Here is a 17,347-nt window from a genome sequence, read left to right as displayed (position 1 = left end):
AATATCAATTTTTAAAAAACAGTGATTAAAAACTACCATTAATACCTAAGCCAAATGTTCTAACATAAGGTGTACCTCCACCAAGGAAAGCACCTCCAGCTCCGGTACTGGTAAAGTCATTCACATTTAGATTATCTGGTGCATTGTTGTACAGAAACCCAAGATTTCTGGCACTGGCATAAACTTTAACACCATTCATTTTTATTTTAGAAACAAATGCTTTAGGCAAATCGTAAGATAATGTAATATCTCTTACAGCTACCCAAGATGATTTGAAAGCTCCACGCTCCCTGATACCATTACCCCATCCATTAGAGTTATTGTAATATCTCCATGTTATAGTAGGTATTCTCAATCCTTTATCTATTGCCTGTTGATGGCTCATACCACCAACATTCACGCCGTTTATTACTGTACCATCTGCAAAAACACCATCTAACACTACCCCGATTTCCTGATTTCCTCCATCAGTATAAGCTGTACCTCCGTTATCAACAGTACGGCCAAATAATGTGTTTTTCAAGTTACCGGTTTGACTACCATAAAAATAGGTATCAGAAAACACATATCCACCAAACTTAGCATCGATTAAGGCACTTAATGATAATGACTTGTATGTAATTACATTCCTTATGCTGCCATAAAATTTTGGTAAGGTAGAACCAATTGTACTTTCAGTTTCTAATCCATTTGCATAGTTAGAAGCCCTTGTATAAAATGCGCCACCAGTACCTGCAGGAGAAATTACGCGTTTACCATTATTTGGATTGTCAATTGGATTTCCCTGAGCATCTCTTGCCTGATATTTCGCATAACCATAGGCAGCTACCAATGTAGAATATTCACCTCCAACTCTTGCTACTGTTCTAATACCATCACCACCTTCTAGCTGTACTGTAGTAACACCTGGTGCCAGAGAGATAATTTTTGTTCTGTTTCTGGTATAGTTAAAATACGTATCCCAAGAGAATGAATCGGTTTTAACCGGAGTACCAGAAAGCATTAATTCGATACCCTGATCCTGAACATCTCCACTATTGATCAACGCATTCCTTACACCAGATTCAGATGGAACAGCAAGGTTGATGATTTGATTCCTCGTATTTTTTCTATATGCGGTAAAATCTAAACCTAATCTGTTTTTAAGCATTTTAAGTTCAACACCAATTTCTTTGCTATATGATCTCAAAGGCTTAAGATTAAGATTACCTAAAGTTTGGCTATCAAATCCATATTGTTCGATATTTGCAGCAGTTGCTCCAAGTGCCTGATAGTTTCCATTTTTTAAATAGTACCCTGTATTTGCCCTGTAAACACTTGTACCTCCACCGGTGATAGAGTAAGAAGCACGTAATTTACCATAAGAAAATATACTTGGCATTTTAATGGCATCAGTAAAAATCCATGCCAAATCCGCTCCAGGATAGAAATAGCTATAATTTCCGGTTCCGTTAGAATAAACCAAAGTAGAATTCCATTCCTTACGTCCGTATAAGTTTAAGGTTAACCAGTTTTTATAACCAATGCTACCTTGTGCATATGAGGCAAAAACCTGAGTAATATTTGGCGCCCCTTCACTAACAGTTGGGGTATTGATTGAATTCGTAAGTCTATACTGTTTAGGAACTCTTAAACCACCTGATGTACCATAACTTGCACTTTTACTTTGTGAGCGCACTATTTCTGACCCTAATTGTAAAAACAAATCAAAATCATTCACCTTATGTGTTAAGTTTAAACTTGTTCTATATCTGCTATCAATAACATTTCGCACACCTGAGCCATAATATCCACCTTTAAAACCAGGATCCTGACCAAGTTCCCTGCTTTCATTAACAGTATTGTACCAGTTAAGTGATGCACTTGTTTCAAGCTGCAGCCATTTGGTAAAATTTGTTTTAGCGTTAATAGTTCCCCTAAAGTTATTTTCGTTCTGAATTTGGCTAAATTCATTTAACCTGAAAAATAACTGATTGGTTCCAAACGGATCATTAGTACTTCTGCCTCCATTTACAGGGTCGATGTAATTCTGTTTCCAGTAATCTAAATCAAAATTTGTCGGATACCCCCATGTAAGACCATAAATAAGACTATTATCGCCAAAAATCCTTTGCGGATTAAAACCTCTTGCATTAGAATAAGATACAGTTGCATCCATTAATATTGCATTTGCCAGGCGCTGTGTTCCTCTAAAGTTAAAGGTATGTCTGTTTAATTTATTCAATGGACTAATACCTTTGCTGAAGTTGTTTGAGTACGAAAAGCGGAAAGTGGTTTTTTCATTTCCACCCTGCATAGCGATATTACTGTTAACATACCGACCAGTTTGGTATAAACTTAAAGGATCGTTTAAAACACTGTTTGTAATTTGTCGGCCATCTATATCCAAAATTGTTGATCCATCTAACTTTGGACCAAAACTAAAGCCATAAGAAGCAGAATTGATCTGGTTCATTCCATTGGCGCCTTTGATAAAATCTCTTGGCGTAAATCCTGAACCGTATTCTTGTTGCATATCAGGTAAAGCGTAAGCATTATCAAAGGTTTCGTCATGACTAAATGAAATACCTAAACCTTTTTGAGAATAGCCCTTTTTCGTTGTTATTAAGATCACACCGTTTACCGCACGACTTCCGTATAGTGCAGTTACGGAGCCACCTTTTAAGACAGAAATACTTTCAATATCATCTGAGTTAATATTCTTCAAAACATTTCCAAAATCCTGATCACCAGCTCTTGATGGAACAACTACATCATCTGATAGCATAATTCCATCCACCACTATCAGAGGGGTATTTTCTGAGCCATACAAACTAGAAGCACCCCTTATCTGAAATTTCGGGCTAGACTGTGGACCACCAGCACCTGGCTGAACCATCATACCTGGCACTAATCCTTGTAAAGCAGCAATAGGGTTGGTGGTATTAGCAGCCCGTATTTGATCTCCCTTAATATTATTCATAGAATAACCCAGGCTCCGCTTACTTCTTTCTTCACCTAAACCTGTTACTACAACTTCACCAAGAGCTTTAGCATCATCTTGTAAAGAAACATTTAGTACGCTATTGGTTCCTACAGATAACTCTTTCGTAAGGTAACCTAAGTATTTAAAAATAAGCGTTGAATTTGGTGGAACTGTAAGGCTGTATTTTCCGTCAGCCGATGTAGATGTTCCATTAGAGGTACCTTTCTGTAACACACTAACACCAACCAAAGGCTGTCCTGTGTTATCAGTTACCGTACCAGAAACGGTTTTTTGCGCAAAAGCAGAAATTGTTACCATGCATAGCAACAAAATACTTAAGCTAGTTAAGTAAATTTTTTTCATAATTTGTTTGGTAATGGTTAGATAATTGATTAGTTAATTTATCAGCATTATTTTATCAGCAGCTCATTAGTGACTTGAGCCCTGTTGATTGGGAAACTGAAACCCAATATCAGAAAGAAGCAAAAGGTGCAAGACGATTTTTACATACTTTTTACCCACAACTGACAGAACAAACTTATGAAAAAAAAATAAAAACAATGCAAACTTTTTAATTTTTTTAAAAAGGTGATTTTAGCATAAAAAAGGCCCGCATAAAATGCAGGCCTCATTAGGTTTTTATCGAAATTGTTTAGTGAATCCCCATAAACAAACGGCTCCACCTTATTTTGTGTAAGAATGATGCCGTACTATCCCAGCTCATCCAAACAAACAGGGCTTTACCTACAATGTGATCTTCAGGAACAAAACCCCAATAGCGAGAATCGGCCGAATTATGGCGGTTATCTCCCATCATCCAGTAATAATCCATTTTAAAGGTATAACTGGTAGCCGGCTTATCGTTAATAAACCATTTACCATCTTTTTGTTCTACTTTATTGCCTTCGTAAGTTCTGATGGCTCGGTAATAAAGCGGCATGGTATTACTGTCGATCTGAACCGTCCATCCTTTTGCAGGCACTTTAACCGGACCGAAATTGTCGCGGTTCCAAACCCGGTTAGGGTCGTTAGGAAAAATACCTCCCGGAACAGCACCAGCCGGATCGGGACTTAAGGTTACCGATTTAACAAAATCCAGCGCCTTCAATTTATCGGCAATTTCTGATGATGCATCTACAATGTAGGTATTCGCTGCCACCGCAGGCGAACTCCCCAGATTCAATTTAAATTCATCCAGTGCCGCATAGTTAAAATCCATGGTTTTAAATTCGATACGGTATGGCATCATACCTGTATTTTTTAAAGGCTCTGTTTTACCATTTACACTTGTAATGCCATTGCTCATCGAAATTACATCGCCCGGAATACCGATACAGCGTTTAATAAAGTTTTCGCGTTTATCAACAGGTCTGTCAACAATTGTATAAGTGCTGCGTACCTGCTCGCGGCCCATGCTCCTTACCAGTTCGTAATAACTGGCCACCTGATTTTCTACAGCAACGGTATCACCTTCGGGAAAGTTGAAAACCACCACGTCGTTTCGTTTAATTTTTGACAAGCCCGGTAAACGGTGATATTTCCACTGAACGCCATCCCAATAAGCTTTGGTAGAAGTGGTTAAAGGCATGGTGTGGTGTGCGAAAGGAAAAGCAACCGGTGTCATCGGGATACGTGCGCCATAATTTACCTTACTTACGAAAAGAAAATCGCCGATTAACAGCGAACGCTCCATCGATCCTGATGGAATGGTATAGGCTTCGATAAAGAATACCCGGATGATGGTTGCCGCAACTACCGCAAAAACGATAGCATCTACCCACTCGCGGGTTTTGGTTTTCTTCTTCTTAGTGGCATCTTTTTTTCTTTGCCAGAATTTATAATTCATATATCTTAGTTTTGGTCCGCGATTTTATTTAACCGGCTACCTGTTATCTTTCTGTTTGATTACACTGATTTATTTCTCGTTTGGTTAATCGGTTAACTGTATAAATTAGTTAACTGAAAACTTCCAACTGTTAACTTAAAACTTTCGGCTATTCAAAAATATCAGTAATACTAAAAAATCCTTTTTTATCCTTCACCCACTCTGCTGCCACTACCGCACCTAAAGCAAAACCAGCACGATTATGGGCAGTATGTTTAATTTCTATTTCATCAACTTCACTGCTGTAAATTACAGTATGCGTACCTGGTATATTTTCAATGCGGTGCGATTCAATCAGCAATTGCTCAGGTTTTGGAAACAACTCTACATCTGTACCCACTACTTCGTTTAACCATTCTTGCTTGCGCTCCAGATTTTCAACAATACCTTCTGCCAATGTAATGGCTGTTCCGCTTGGCGAATCCAGTTTCTGGGTATGGTGAATCTCTTCTACCTGCACCTCATAAGCCGGATAATTATTCATCAGTTTAGCCAATGTTTGGTTAAGCTTAAAGAACAAATTTACGCCAATACTGAAGTTAGACCCATAAAGCAAGGTATTGTTACTTTTATCGCAATCATCTTTTACTTCCTGTAATTTACCATACCAACCGGTTGTTCCTACAACTACCGGCACATTGGCATCAAAACAAACATCAATATTTTTTAAAACCGAATCAGGCGTACTAAAATCGATGGCCACATCAGCAGCTTTTAAATTTTCGCGGGTTAAATCTTCCTGATTATCGATTGTTATTTTTAAAACGATTTCGTGACCGCGTTCGAGTGCAAATTTTTCTATAATCTGCCCCATTTTGCCGTAACCTAAAAGCGCAATTTTCATCTGTACATTTATATTTAAGGTGATTAAAGGATCATGATTTAAAATAATTGATTGTTGGTAATACCATGATCGTTTGTTGAGGTTAAAAAGTAAGCGATAGTTTTAGTGCCGGTGTGGCATTAAAACCATATACACTGTTGGTGTTAATCATAGATGGCATGAGCTTAACTGTACCCAGATTGTCGTCGATGTTAAAGAAATGTAGTCGCGCAGCAACATAAGCATCTACAATATTGGCAAAATAAACCAAACCATAAGAAAAAAGTACGATTTGAGCATTTCTTTTGTAATTCGCTTTGTTTGTCGTCACCCCGCTGTCAGACCATCTGGCCAAATTCGGATTTGCTTCTAAGCCTTCTGTACTCTGTCCGGAGTTTTTTGCCTCTCTGTATTGCGATTCAGCTAAGAATATTTTATAGTTTTTACGACTGTCTATATATGAAATGGTCAACACGGTAATACCACCATAAATAGCTGCAATTTTGCCACCTGTGTATATCTTTTGCCAAAACTGGCTTTTGCCTGCCCGGGTTCCATAACCATCGTTAAGTAACTGCATATTATATACCTGCCCCCAGCCCGGAATAATCATCGATCTGAAAACCGCTTTTCTACCCGCAACTTTACCCGGATTAACGTATTTGGCTTTCATCGAATCCTGACGGGTTACCGGTTGCTTTGCCCCTCCCTTACCAATGGGTGCTACCACTTTCGTTTTGGAGGTATCGGCTGGTTTTAATACAGTAGTATCCTTAACCTGTGCACTAGCCAGGTTTACAATCAAAAATGTAAATAAAGAAACCAGTATTAAAAGCTTCGTTTTTTGCATTACCAGTCTAATAATTCTAAAATCCGGTTCAGATCGTCGTCGCTCATAAATGGAATTTCGATTGCTCCTTTACCATTTTGGGCAACTTTTAATTTTACCCGTGTGGCAAATTTAGAGGCCAGATCGTCTTGCAGTTTTTGGTATTGGAAAGAAACCGCCTTTACTTTTGGCTTATCGGTTGCTTTTAAAGGCACCTGCTGCAGGTTGCGCACCAGTTCTTCTACTTTACGTACAGAAAGGCCTTTTTCGAGAATTTCCTGATGAATATATAATTGTCTGTCTACACCGTCTACATTAATTAAGGCACGGGCATGGCCCATCGAAATTCGCTGATCGCGGATAGAAGCCTGAATTGCTGGTGGAAGTTTTAGCAAACGCAGGTAGTTGGTTACGGTGGTACGGTTTTTACCTACGCGCTCGCCCAGTTGTTCTTGCTTTAAGCCTACTTCATCAATCATCCTTTGGAAACTTAAAGCCACTTCAATAGCATTTAAATTTTCTCTCTGGATATTTTCGATCAATGCCATTTCCAGCATTTGCTGATCGTTGGCACTGCGGATATAAGCCGGAATCTGCGTTAAGCCAGCCAGTTTCGAAGCCCTGAACCTGCGCTCGCCCGAAATTAACTGATATTTGTTTGCACTCAGTTTCCTTACAGTAATTGGCTGAATCAAGCCCTGAACTTTGATCGAATCGGCAAGCTCATTTAAAGCAACCTGATCAAATTCGGTACGTGGCTGATAGGGATTGGTTTCAACTTCGGTTAAATTTACATGACTGATATTGCTTACCTGCTCGGTTTCGCTCACAGCATTTACCTGCTGTTTGGGTGGATGAGCAGCTTCGCTATCATCTAAAAGCGCACTTAGCCCTCTTCCTAAACCTGTTTTTCGCTGAAAAGATGTCATCTATAATTTATAAAGTTGCTGTTCCAATATTTTCTTCTTCTCTTAACAAACCGTTCTTTTTAACAATTTCTCGGGCAAGGTTAAGGTAGTTAATGGCACCTTTACAGTTTGCATCGTGCATAATTACCGAAACACCATAACTTGGTGCCTCACTTAAACGGGTGTTACGCTGAATAATGGTTTCGAAAACCAGTTCATTAAAGTGTGTTTTAACTTCTTCTACTACCTGGTTCGATAAACGTAAACGTACATCGTACATGGTTAATAAAATACCTTCAATTTCCAGATTGGTATTTAAACGGTTCTGTACAATTTTAATGGTATTTAACAATTTACCCAAACCTTCTAGGGCGAAATATTCACATTGAACCGGAATAATTACCGAATCGGCAGCAGTTAATGCATTAATGGTAATTAAACCCAATGAAGGAGAACAATCGATAATGATAAAATCGTACTGATCTTTAATTTTCTCCAAAACCGCTTTCATTTTATACTCACGGTTGTTCAGGTTAATCATTTCAATCTCCGCACCCACTAAATCGATGTGTGCTGGCAATAAATCTAAATTGGGTGTATCTGTTTTTTGTATCGCCTGCAAAGGGTCGATATCGTTAATAATACACTCATAAATACTATCTTTTATATTCCGCGGATCGAAACCGATACCGGATGTTGAGTTTGCCTGTGGATCGGCATCAACTAACAAAGTTTTATATTCTAGTACGGCTAAACTCGCAGCCAGGTTTATCGATGAAGTTGTTTTACCAACACCACCTTTTTGATTTGCTAATGCAATAATTTTGCTCATCTATGTATCAGAAATTTACTTAACGTTTACTGGGGCTGTGTTATTAATTGGCAAAAAGTTCTATTTTTGCGTTGTTTACGGCCTTTTTCACAATCAGCTAAGATACAAACTATATGGCAATTTTAGCAACAAGCGCATTCGGGTTTTGAACATCTTATTAACAATTATCCATGATTACAATAATAGCCGCTACCAACAGGTATAATAGCAATACGTTAAAAGTTGCCAAATATTACCAAAAGCAACTAAAAGAAAAAGGTGTTGAAGCTAGTGTTTTCAGTTTGGAACACCTGCCTATCGATGTGCTTAATACCGATATGTACGGCAAAAGATCAGAGGCTTTCCAGAAGATTCAGGATATGATTAATGAGACCCAAAAATTCATTTTCGTAATGCCCGAATACAATGGCAGCTATCCTGGCGTGCTTAAGGTACTGATTGACGCCTGTAATTTCCCGGATAGTTTTTACGATAAAAAAGCAGCTTTAGTGGGCATTTCATCAGGGAAATACGGCAATATCCGCGGGGTTGATCACTTTACCGGCGTTTGCCATTACATCCATTTAAATATTTTACCGCTACGCCTGCATATTCCCAACATTAAAACCGAACTGGATGCAGAGGGAAATTTAATCAAAGAAGATACGGTTAAGTTTACGAACGAGCAGATTGATAAGTTTATCAACTTTTAACCGCAAAGAGCGCTAAGTTTTTACGCAAAGGCACGCAAAGCCTATTTTTACCACCGAGAGCACTGAGCTTTTCACAGCATGTAACCGAGCACATCATTTATGCTCTATAGCGATTTTTATCGCTTTCCAATTAACCGCAAAGGGCACTAAGTTTTTACGCAAAGGCACGCAAAGCTTATTTTACTACCGAGCAAACAGAGTTTTACACAGCGTGCAACCTAGCACGTCGCTTGCGCTCGTTTCTAACGAGTGCATAAATAACATAGCGATTTCATCGCATTTTAAATACTTAAGACAATCATAAACAATGTCTTGTCATCATGAGCCTGTCGAAGGACTATCAGTTACCATTCGTACTTCAATTAACTGCAAAGTCTATTTTACCACCGAGGGCACTGAGCTTTACACAGAGTGTAACCGAGTACATCATTTTGTATAAATAACATAGCGATTTCATCGCATTTTAAATACTTAAGACAATCATAAACAATGCCTTGTCATCCTGAGCCTGTCGAAGGACTATCAGTTACCATTCGTACTTCAATTAACTGCAAAGCCTATTTTTACCACCGAGCAAACAGAGTTTTATACAGAGCGCAACTGAGCACGTCGCGTGCGCTCGTTTCTAACGAGTGCATAAATAACATAGCGATTTTATCGCGACATTTATAAAACAAATAATCATCCAACTCTGTGTACTTTGTGTTTTCCTCCGTGCATTCTGTGGTTAAACAGTAAAGCGAACAAAATGCCACATCAAAAATAAGCACCCAACTCTGCGGGCTCTGCGCCTTTCTTTGTGCCCTTTGCGGTAAAAAAATGTGCGATCAACTTTCCATTTTGAAAAAAACCCTTCCAAAACGGAAGGGTTTTTTTGTGTTAAAATTTTTTCAAACAGGCAAAAAAAACATAAACACCTATAAACAAGTGCTTTACAAAAAAAAATCTTCTACGGCACAGGCTTTGGCAATAGCGATATCATTAATCATTTAAGTTATGACAATTATCCTATTTCTAATCCTGATCCTGCTTTGCTGGGCAACTTACCGCTCTATCGATTGGTTCGAAAAAATCTGAAAAACATGTTAGCACTATTTATCATCTCTATCGCCGTATTTATCTATATGATTTACGTGTTGATTAAACCCGAAAAATTTTAACCCCTTACCCTTAAAGGGAAATTAAAAAACAAAAAAAATGAACACTGAATTAATTGGCATCATCGCCACCTTCCTGCTTACCTTAATTATTGCCATCCCTTTAGGTAAATACCTGGCTAAGGTTTTTGCAGGAGAAAAAGTTTGGACAGACTTTTTAAAACCGCTCGAAAACGGAATTTATAAACTTTCAGGCATCAACGTTAAAGAACAGATGAACTGGAAACAACAGTTAAAAGCCCTGCTCACCATCAACGTCCTTTGGCTGGTATATGGCTTTTTTGTATTGATATTTCAGGATAAACTGCCTTTTAATCCGGATGGAAACCCCGGAATGACACCCGATTTAGCCTTTAACACCATTATCAGCTTTGTGGCCAACTGTAACCTGCAACATTATTCGGGCGAAAGTGGCGTAAGTTATCTCACCCAGCAGTTTGTACTCATGTTTCTGCAGTTTGTGAGTGCCGCAACGGGTATCGCCGCAGCAGTAGTCCTGTTTAAAGCTTTCAGAGATAAAACAGCAACCCAGCTCGGTAACTTCTGGGAGTTTTTTGTAAAGTCCATTACGCGCTTATTGCTCCCGCTATCAGTTATTGTAGCATTGATCTTAACCTTTAACGGAACTCCCGCAAGTTACGAAGGCAAGGATCAGTTTATTTCGGTACAGGGCGATACCGTAAACGTTTCGCGCGGGCCTGCCGCACAAATGATAGCTATAAAACACCTGGGTACGAATGGTGGTGGGTATTTTGGTGCAAATTCTGCCCACCCATTCGAAAACCCAAGCTACTTAACCAATATGGTTGAGGTGATTGCCCAAACCATTATTCCAATCGCCATGATTATCGCCTTTGGTTATTTCATTCGCAGGAGAAAACTGGCCTGGACGATATTCGGTGTGATGACTATTGGCTTATTTATGCTGATGATCCCGACCCTATCGTCAGAATTGGGTGGAAATCCGGCTATTGCCAAAATGGGCATTTCGCAAGCTACAGGCGCTATGGAAGGCAAAGAAGTAAGGCTTGGTCCGGCTGCTACAGCTTACTGGAGTACTTTAACCACGGTGATTTCTACCGGATCGGTTAATGGAATGCACGACAGCACAATGCCGCTTACAGGTTTATGGCAGTTACTGGCCATGATGATTAATGCCATTTACGGCGGTTGTGGCGTAGGTTTGTTAAACTATTTCGTTTATTTAATTATTGCGGTATTCATTTCAGGACTGATGGTTGGCCGTACTCCCGAATTCCTAGGCCATAAGGTAGAAGCCCGCGAAATTAAGATTGCTGCACTAATTACCTTATTAAGTCCGTTTTTAATCCTCGCCGGAACCGCAATTGCCAGTTATGTATTTACCAACCACGGTAATGCTGCCTGGGCAGTGCAACCTAAAGCCTGGTTAAACAACCCCGGATTCCATGGCTTTTCTGAAATGCTGTACGAAGTAACCTCATCTAATGCCAACAATGGTTCGGGCTTTGAAGGTCTGGGTGATAATAATATTTTCTGGAACGTTTTAACTGGCGTAATCATCTTCCTTGGCCGTTTCTTACCAATCATTGGTCCGGTAGCCATTGCTGGTTTACTTGCAGGTAAAAAGTTCATCCCCGAATCGGCAGGTACTTTAAAAACCGACACCAAAACATTTGCCCTCATGACTTTTGCCGTAATCCTGGTGTTAAACGCACTTTCCTATTTCCCGGCCCTGGCTTTAGGTCCGCTGGCAGAATATTTTACCATGCTTAAATAAATTATGGAAAATGTGAGATGGAAGATGGAACATAGACCCTCATCTTTCTTCCATCAAACGCCTTACATACATAAACAAATCTGTGAAATCACTCCAATCGGTGTCATCACATAAAAAAATAAAAAAATGAAACCCAATAATAAATTGTTCGAACCTGCTTTAGTGCAAACTGCATTAAAACAATCTTTCATCAAACTCGATCCACGGGTAATGGTGCGCAATCCTGTTATGTTTACGGTCGAAATCGGCACCCTGGTAATGGCTTACGTAACGGTATATTCTTTTAGCCATAGCGAACAAGGCTCAGCATTGTACAACTTCTTCATCTTTTTGGTGTTATTGCTCACCGTTCTCTTTGCCAATTTTGCCGAGGCCATTGCCGAAGCCAGAGGTAAAGCCCAGGCCGATAGCTTGCGCAAAACCAGAGAAGAAACACCTGCAAAAGTATTACTAAGCAACGGAACAACCGAAATCCGCTCATCAAGCCAGTTGCAGAAAGGCGATATTTTTATCTGTGAAAACGGCGATATCATCCCAACCGATGGCGAAATTATCGAAGGTATTGCTACTATTGATGAATCGGCCATTACCGGCGAGTCAGCTCCTGTAATTCGCGAGTCGGGTGGCGATAAATCATCCGTAACCGGAGGTACAAAGGTATTATCAGATGAGATTAAAGTTAAAGTAAGCACTGCACCGGGCGAAAGCTTTCTGGACAAAATGATTGCCCTGGTTGAAGGTGCTTCGCGCCAGAAAACACCTAACGAAATTGCTTTAACCATTCTTTTGGCCAGCTTTACCCTGGTATTCATTATCGTTTGCGTTACCTTAAAACCATTTGCCGATTATGCCAATACCCCTATCACCATTGCAGCTTTAATTTCGCTATTTGTATGTTTAATTCCAACTACTATTGGCGGTTTACTTTCTGCTATTGGTATTGCCGGGATGGACAGGGCTTTGAGGGCTAACGTAATTACCAAATCGGGTAAAGCAGTAGAAACCGCAGGTGATATCGATGTTTTACTTTTAGATAAAACCGGAACCATCACCATTGGTAACCGTAAGGCAACCAACTTCTACCCTACTGCCGGCGTGATCATTAAAGATTTTACCGATGCTTGTGTATTGAGTTCGTTAGCCGACGAAACCCCAGAAGGTAAATCGATTATCGAACTGGCCGCAGAGCAAGGTTTTAAAAGTTTAACTACCCCCGAAGGTTCGACCTTTATCAAATTTACAGCCGAAACACGCTCCAGTGGTTTAGATACCAAAGATGGTCGCAGGATCAGAAAAGGGGCTTTCGATTCGATTCGAAATATGGTAGAAAAAGCGGGTAACATCTTCCCTTCTGATATTGAAGACCACGTTAAAAGTATTGCCACCAATGGCGGTACTCCGCTGGTTGTAGCCGAAAACGAAAGGGCACTGGGTGTAATCGAATTACAGGACATTATTAAACCAGGTATTAGCGAACGTTTTGAACGGCTGCGTAAAATGGGCGTTAAAACGGTAATGGTTACCGGCGATAATCCGCTTACAGCCAAATACATTGCTGAAAAAGCAGGTGTAGATGATTTTATTGCCGAGGCCAAACCCGAAGATAAAATGAACTACATTAAAGACGAACAGGCTTTAGGTAAACTGGTAGCCATGATGGGCGATGGAACAAATGATGCTCCGGCCCTGGCGCAAGCCGATGTTGGTGTAGCCATGAACAGTGGTACCCAGGCTGCAAAAGAAGCGGGCAACATGGTCGATCTGGATAACGATCCTACTAAGCTGATCGAGATTGTTGAAATTGGTAAACAATTGCTGATTACACGTGGTACACTCACCACCTTCTCTATTGCTAACGATGTGGCCAAGTATTTCGCAATAGTGCCAGCTTTGTTTATTGCTTCAATACCAGCCTTGCAAAGCCTCAACATCATGGGACTTCATACCCCCGAAAGCGCAATTATGTCGGCGGTAATTTTTAATGCCATTATCATCCCGATTTTAATTCCATTGGCGTTAAAAGGTGTGGCCTACAAACCCATTGGCGCTACCGCGTTGCTACGCAGAAACCTCTTTATTTATGGCATTGGTGGCGTTGTAGCCCCCTTTATCGGCATTAAGTTAATTGATCTTTTAGTGGGTGTATTTATTTAAAAAGATCAGTGTCATCATATAAATCACAGTAAAAATCAGTGTAATCAATAAAAAAATGAAAAAGTACATCATACCATCTATACGCTTAACCTTAGTATTAATCGTATTGTTATGCATCTTATACCCCATCAGCATTGCGCTGGCCGGTAAATTCGCTAAAGGCAAGGGAGGAGGCGAAAAAATTGTTAAAAACGGAAAAACAGTTGGCTACGCCATGCTCGGTCAGTCGTTTACCAAACCCGAATATTTTTGGGGACGGCCATCGGCAGTGGCTTACAATGCAGCGGGTTCTGCAGGTTCGAACAAAGGCCCTTCCAATCCCGATTACTTAAAAGAAGTTCAATCGAGAATAGATGCCCTTTTAAAATATAATCCCGGACTTAAGAAATCAGATATCCCGGCAGATATGGTTACGGCATCAGGCAGTGGTTTAGACCCCAATATTTCTGAGCAAGGCGCTGCTATACAAATTGCCAGGGTAGCCAAAGCCAGAAAAATAGACGAGAAAAAAGTAAAAGAACTGGTAGCCATGAATACTTTAAAACCACTGATGGGTTTGTTTGGCCCCTCATCGGTAAATGTATTAAAGTTAAACCTGGCTTTAGATAATCTTTAATTGATCAATCATAAAGACCATGCATTAAGATTACCGCCTGTTCGGGAATGACCATCGGGCTGGTAATTACTTTAAATCACAATAAAAATCAGTGTAATCACTCCATGAAAAAATTAATCACCCTTATTACCACATTAACAGCAACAGTAAGTGCATTTGCACAAAACGAACCAAAAGTTAAATTCTCCGGTTATTTAGAAACTTACTACGGTTACGACTTTAACAAACCAGCCGATCATAACCGTCCGGCATTTATATATTCGCACAACAGGGCCAACGAGGTAAACTTAAATTTAGGTTTCATTAAAGCAGCTTATGATAGCGGGAATATCCGTGCCAACCTGGCTGTAATGGCAGGTACTTATGCCAATGCCAACCTATCGGCCGAACCCGGCGTGTTAAAAAATATCTTCGAAGCCAACGCAGGTGTTAAACTTTCCAAAACCGAAAACCTGTGGATTGATGCCGGAGTATTCGCATCACACATTGGTTTCGAAAGTGCTGTTTCTAAAGATTGCTGGGTACTTACCCGGAATATCGCTTCAGAAAACACCCCTTATTACGAATCGGGCGCTAAACTTACCTACGGTACCCAGGATGGAAAACTTACCGCGACCCTACTCTACCTCAACGGATGGCAAAGAATTACCCGTACTGATGGCAATAATAAACCTGCCGGCGGTGTGCAACTCACGTGGAAACCTACTGATAAAATTACGGTAAACTACAGCAATTATTTAGGTACGGAAGGTGCAGATTCGGTTCGTGTAAACCGCTTCTACCACAATGTTTATGGTGTTTTTCAGGTGACCGATAAATTTGGCTTAACCCTGGGCTTTGATTACGGCACACAACAAAAGGCAAAAGGTAGCAGCCATAAAAACGAAGTACTTTCGCCTGTGGTTATTGCACAATACAAATTTGCCGATAAATGGGCTGTTGCCGGCCGGTTTGAATATTATGAAGATAAAAACGGGGTGTTTATTGCTACCGGTACACCAAATGGTTTTAAAACCAAAGGTTATTCGCTCAACTTAGATTACGCACCAATTTCAAATGCAGTAATCAGATTAGAAGGTAAAACTTTTGATAGTAAGGATAAAATTTTTAGCCGCGAAGGCAACGCTGTAAATGCCAATACTACTTTAACGGCAAGTATTGCTGTAGCGTTTTAAATAAACCGTATCACCCTATTGCAAATCATTAGGGTGATACTCAATTTCCAATGAGATGAAACTATATATCGAAATATTATTCAGCATACTACTCTTAGCCAGTGGTATCTCTTTTATAGTTCTAAAGCACCGCAAAAAAGCCGAAAAACTGAAGCGGCTTTACACCCGTTTAAGCAACAACAGAAAAGAAATGCTACTGGCCATGCAAAGGGCTAAACTGTATAAACTCGTCATGATCCTCTCAGGAGTATTTCTTTTCACCTTGTGTGTGTGCGTACTCGTAAATGAGCACATTATAGCGATACAATGGTAATAGATTAAGTAAATTACAATTACATCAACAACCATGTTAGAAAAAGAAGATTCGGTTAAACATTTCCTCGAGCTGATTAAAAAATCGAGAAGAGGAAAACTCAAAATCTACATTGGGATGAGCGCCGGCGTAGGCAAAACCTACCGGATGCTACAGGAAGCCCATGCCCTTTTACGTGGTGGTATAGATGTTTGCATTGGCTATGTTGAAACCCATAAGAGGGTCGAAACCGAAGCACTTGTGGCCGGCTTACCTTTAATTGCACGCAAAAATATCTTTTACCGGGGTAAGGAAATAGATGAAATGGACTTGCAGGGTATTTTAAACCGTCACCCCGAAATTGTGGTGGTTGATGAGCTGGCGCACACCAATGCAGAAGGCAGCAAAAATACCAAACGCTGGCAGGATGTTTTCGATTTGCTCGAAGCCGGAATCAGTGTTATTTCGGCAGTTAACATTCAGCACCTGGAAAGCATAAATGAAGAAGTTGAGCAAATAACCGGTATCCAGATTACTGAACGCATCCCCGATAAAATATTGCAGATTGCCGATGAAATTGTAAACATCGATTTAACAGCCGATGAACTGGTTACCCGTTTAAAAGAAGGTAAGATTTATGATAAAACCAAGATCGAAAGTGCGTTGGGTAATTTTTTTCAGGCCGATAAAATTTTACAACTCCGCGAACTGGCCCTCAAAGAAGTGGTACATCAGGTGGAAAGAAAAATACAGACCGAAATTCCCAAATCGATTAAGCTTCGTCCCGAACATTTTATGGCCTGTATTTCATCCAATGCCGAAACCGCCGGTGTGGTGATTAGAAAAACTGCTCGTCTGGCATCATACTATCGCTCACCCTGGATTGTCTTGTACGTGCAGAGTGATGCAGAAAGTTTAGACCGCATTAAACTAGACAAACAGCGACACCTGATTAACCATTTTAAGCTGGCTACAGAACTAGGTGCCGAAGTGATTAAGATCAAAAGCAACCAGATTACCCAAACCATAATTAATACAGCTACCGAAAAGGAAATTACCACTATATGCATCGGAAAACCCCATTTAAATATTTTTCAGGTCATTCTTCGAACGGCAATTTTTAATCAATTGTTGCGTAATTTAGCCAGCCAGGAAATAGATCTGGTGATACTGTCTTAATAAACCGCAAAGGGCGCTGAGCATGGCGCAAAGCACGCCAAGTTTTGGTTCAATTCACCTAACCACTGCCCGTTGCGGATA

14 protein-coding genes are annotated in these 17,347 nt (G+C 40.1%); 8 read left to right on the top strand and 6 right to left on the bottom strand.

Features of this window, described 5'->3' with window-relative positions; all coding sequences use genetic code 11:
* Positions 1-25: 25 nt before the first annotated feature.
* The 6 genes from OC25_RS20565 to OC25_RS20540 form a co-directional block, all read right to left on the bottom strand.
* The gene (locus OC25_RS20565; protein ID WP_082018671.1) at positions 26-3,328 is read right to left on the bottom strand and encodes a SusC/RagA family TonB-linked outer membrane protein; all 3,303 of its coding nucleotides are present in this window, start codon (positions 3,326-3,328) and stop codon (positions 26-28) included.
* A 289-nt stretch (positions 3,329-3,617) separates the two neighbouring features.
* Positions 3,618-4,811: a signal peptidase I gene (gene lepB / locus OC25_RS20560; protein ID WP_039479937.1), complete on the bottom strand. Its 1,194-nt coding sequence runs from the start codon at positions 4,809-4,811 to the stop codon at positions 3,618-3,620.
* A gap of 148 nt (positions 4,812-4,959) precedes the next feature.
* Positions 4,960-5,694, bottom strand: coding sequence for a 4-hydroxy-tetrahydrodipicolinate reductase (gene dapB, locus OC25_RS20555; RefSeq protein ID WP_039479936.1), 735 nt, complete (start codon positions 5,692-5,694; stop codon positions 4,960-4,962).
* Between the two features lie 82 nt (positions 5,695-5,776).
* Positions 5,777-6,523 (bottom strand): DUF5683 domain-containing protein, encoded by a 747-nt coding sequence (locus OC25_RS20550; RefSeq protein ID WP_052266352.1) that lies wholly within the window; start codon positions 6,521-6,523, stop codon positions 5,777-5,779.
* Positions 6,523-7,431 (bottom strand): ParB/RepB/Spo0J family partition protein, encoded by a 909-nt coding sequence (locus OC25_RS20545; protein ID WP_039479935.1) that lies wholly within the window; start codon positions 7,429-7,431, stop codon positions 6,523-6,525. Before OC25_RS20545 ends, OC25_RS20550 begins: the two co-directional genes overlap by 1 nt.
* A 7-nt stretch (positions 7,432-7,438) precedes the next feature.
* Positions 7,439-8,242: a ParA family protein gene (locus tag OC25_RS20540; RefSeq protein WP_039479934.1), complete on the bottom strand. Its 804-nt coding sequence runs from the start codon at positions 8,240-8,242 to the stop codon at positions 7,439-7,441.
* Between the two features lie 170 nt (positions 8,243-8,412).
* On the opposite strand from OC25_RS20540, the gene OC25_RS20535 reads away from it, so the two are divergent.
* The 8 genes from OC25_RS20535 (at position 8,413) to OC25_RS20505 (ending at position 17,266) form a co-directional block, all read left to right on the top strand.
* Positions 8,413-8,934: an NADPH-dependent FMN reductase gene (locus OC25_RS20535; RefSeq protein ID WP_039479933.1), complete on the top strand. Its 522-nt coding sequence runs from the start codon at positions 8,413-8,415 to the stop codon at positions 8,932-8,934.
* Between the two features lie 1,082 nt (positions 8,935-10,016).
* Positions 10,017-10,094 carry a potassium-transporting ATPase subunit F gene (locus tag OC25_RS28555; protein ID WP_090766592.1) on the top strand — a complete coding sequence of 26 codons (78 nt, stop codon included), beginning with the start codon at positions 10,017-10,019 and terminating at the stop codon, positions 10,092-10,094.
* A 37-nt stretch (positions 10,095-10,131) separates the two neighbouring features.
* Positions 10,132-11,850, top strand: coding sequence for a potassium-transporting ATPase subunit KdpA (gene kdpA / locus OC25_RS20530; protein ID WP_039479932.1), 1,719 nt, complete (start codon positions 10,132-10,134; stop codon positions 11,848-11,850).
* 126 nt (positions 11,851-11,976) lie between these two features.
* Positions 11,977-14,004, top strand: a complete 2,028-nt coding sequence (kdpB, locus tag OC25_RS20525; protein WP_039479931.1) for a potassium-transporting ATPase subunit KdpB — start codon at positions 11,977-11,979, stop codon at positions 14,002-14,004.
* A 55-nt stretch (positions 14,005-14,059) separates the two neighbouring features.
* Positions 14,060-14,620: a K(+)-transporting ATPase subunit C gene (locus tag OC25_RS20520; protein WP_039479930.1), complete on the top strand. Its 561-nt coding sequence runs from the start codon at positions 14,060-14,062 to the stop codon at positions 14,618-14,620.
* A 104-nt stretch (positions 14,621-14,724) separates the two neighbouring features.
* Positions 14,725-15,795, top strand: coding sequence for a porin (locus OC25_RS20515; RefSeq protein ID WP_039479985.1), 1,071 nt, complete (start codon positions 14,725-14,727; stop codon positions 15,793-15,795).
* Positions 15,796-15,850: 55 nt separating this feature from the next.
* Entirely contained in the window at positions 15,851-16,108 is a 258-nt protein-coding gene (locus tag OC25_RS20510; protein WP_039479929.1) for a hypothetical protein, read from the top strand.
* Positions 16,109-16,141: 33 nt separating this feature from the next.
* The gene (locus OC25_RS20505) at positions 16,142-17,266 is read left to right on the top strand and encodes a sensor protein KdpD (protein ID WP_039479928.1); all 1,125 of its coding nucleotides are present in this window, start codon (positions 16,142-16,144) and stop codon (positions 17,264-17,266) included.
* Positions 17,267-17,347: the final 81 nt, after the last annotated feature.

Origin of the sequence: Pedobacter kyungheensis (assembly GCF_000812965.1) — a bacterium.
Classification (GTDB): domain Bacteria; phylum Bacteroidota; class Bacteroidia; order Sphingobacteriales; family Sphingobacteriaceae; genus Pedobacter; species Pedobacter kyungheensis.
This window is presented reverse-complemented; position numbering and strand designations above follow the sequence as displayed.

What these genes read in the sequence shown, in the direction of transcription:
- OC25_RS20565 (WP_082018671.1), bottom strand. Translation starts at nt 3,328, where the DNA reads ATGAAAAAAATTTACTTAACTAGCTTAAGTATTTTGTTGCTATGCATG.
- lepB (WP_039479937.1), bottom strand. Translation starts at nt 4,811, where the DNA reads ATGAATTATAAATTCTGGCAAAGAAAAAAAGATGCCACTAAGAAGAAG.
- dapB (WP_039479936.1), bottom strand. Translation starts at nt 5,694, where the DNA reads ATGAAAATTGCGCTTTTAGGTTACGGCAAAATGGGGCAGATTATAGAA.
- OC25_RS20550 (WP_052266352.1), bottom strand. Translation starts at nt 6,523, where the DNA reads ATGCAAAAAACGAAGCTTTTAATACTGGTTTCTTTATTTACATTTTTG.
- OC25_RS20545 (WP_039479935.1), bottom strand. Translation starts at nt 7,431, where the DNA reads ATGACATCTTTTCAGCGAAAAACAGGTTTAGGAAGAGGGCTAAGTGCG.
- OC25_RS20540 (WP_039479934.1), bottom strand. Translation starts at nt 8,242, where the DNA reads ATGAGCAAAATTATTGCATTAGCAAATCAAAAAGGTGGTGTTGGTAAA.
- OC25_RS20535 (WP_039479933.1), top strand. Translation starts at nt 8,413, where the DNA reads ATGATTACAATAATAGCCGCTACCAACAGGTATAATAGCAATACGTTA.
- OC25_RS28555 (WP_090766592.1), top strand. Translation starts at nt 10,017, where the DNA reads ATGTTAGCACTATTTATCATCTCTATCGCCGTATTTATCTATATGATT.
- kdpA (WP_039479932.1), top strand. Translation starts at nt 10,132, where the DNA reads ATGAACACTGAATTAATTGGCATCATCGCCACCTTCCTGCTTACCTTA.
- kdpB (WP_039479931.1), top strand. Translation starts at nt 11,977, where the DNA reads ATGAAACCCAATAATAAATTGTTCGAACCTGCTTTAGTGCAAACTGCA.
- OC25_RS20520 (WP_039479930.1), top strand. Translation starts at nt 14,060, where the DNA reads ATGAAAAAGTACATCATACCATCTATACGCTTAACCTTAGTATTAATC.
- OC25_RS20515 (WP_039479985.1), top strand. Translation starts at nt 14,725, where the DNA reads ATGAAAAAATTAATCACCCTTATTACCACATTAACAGCAACAGTAAGT.
- OC25_RS20510 (WP_039479929.1), top strand. Translation starts at nt 15,851, where the DNA reads ATGAAACTATATATCGAAATATTATTCAGCATACTACTCTTAGCCAGT.
- OC25_RS20505 (WP_039479928.1), top strand. Translation starts at nt 16,142, where the DNA reads ATGTTAGAAAAAGAAGATTCGGTTAAACATTTCCTCGAGCTGATTAAA.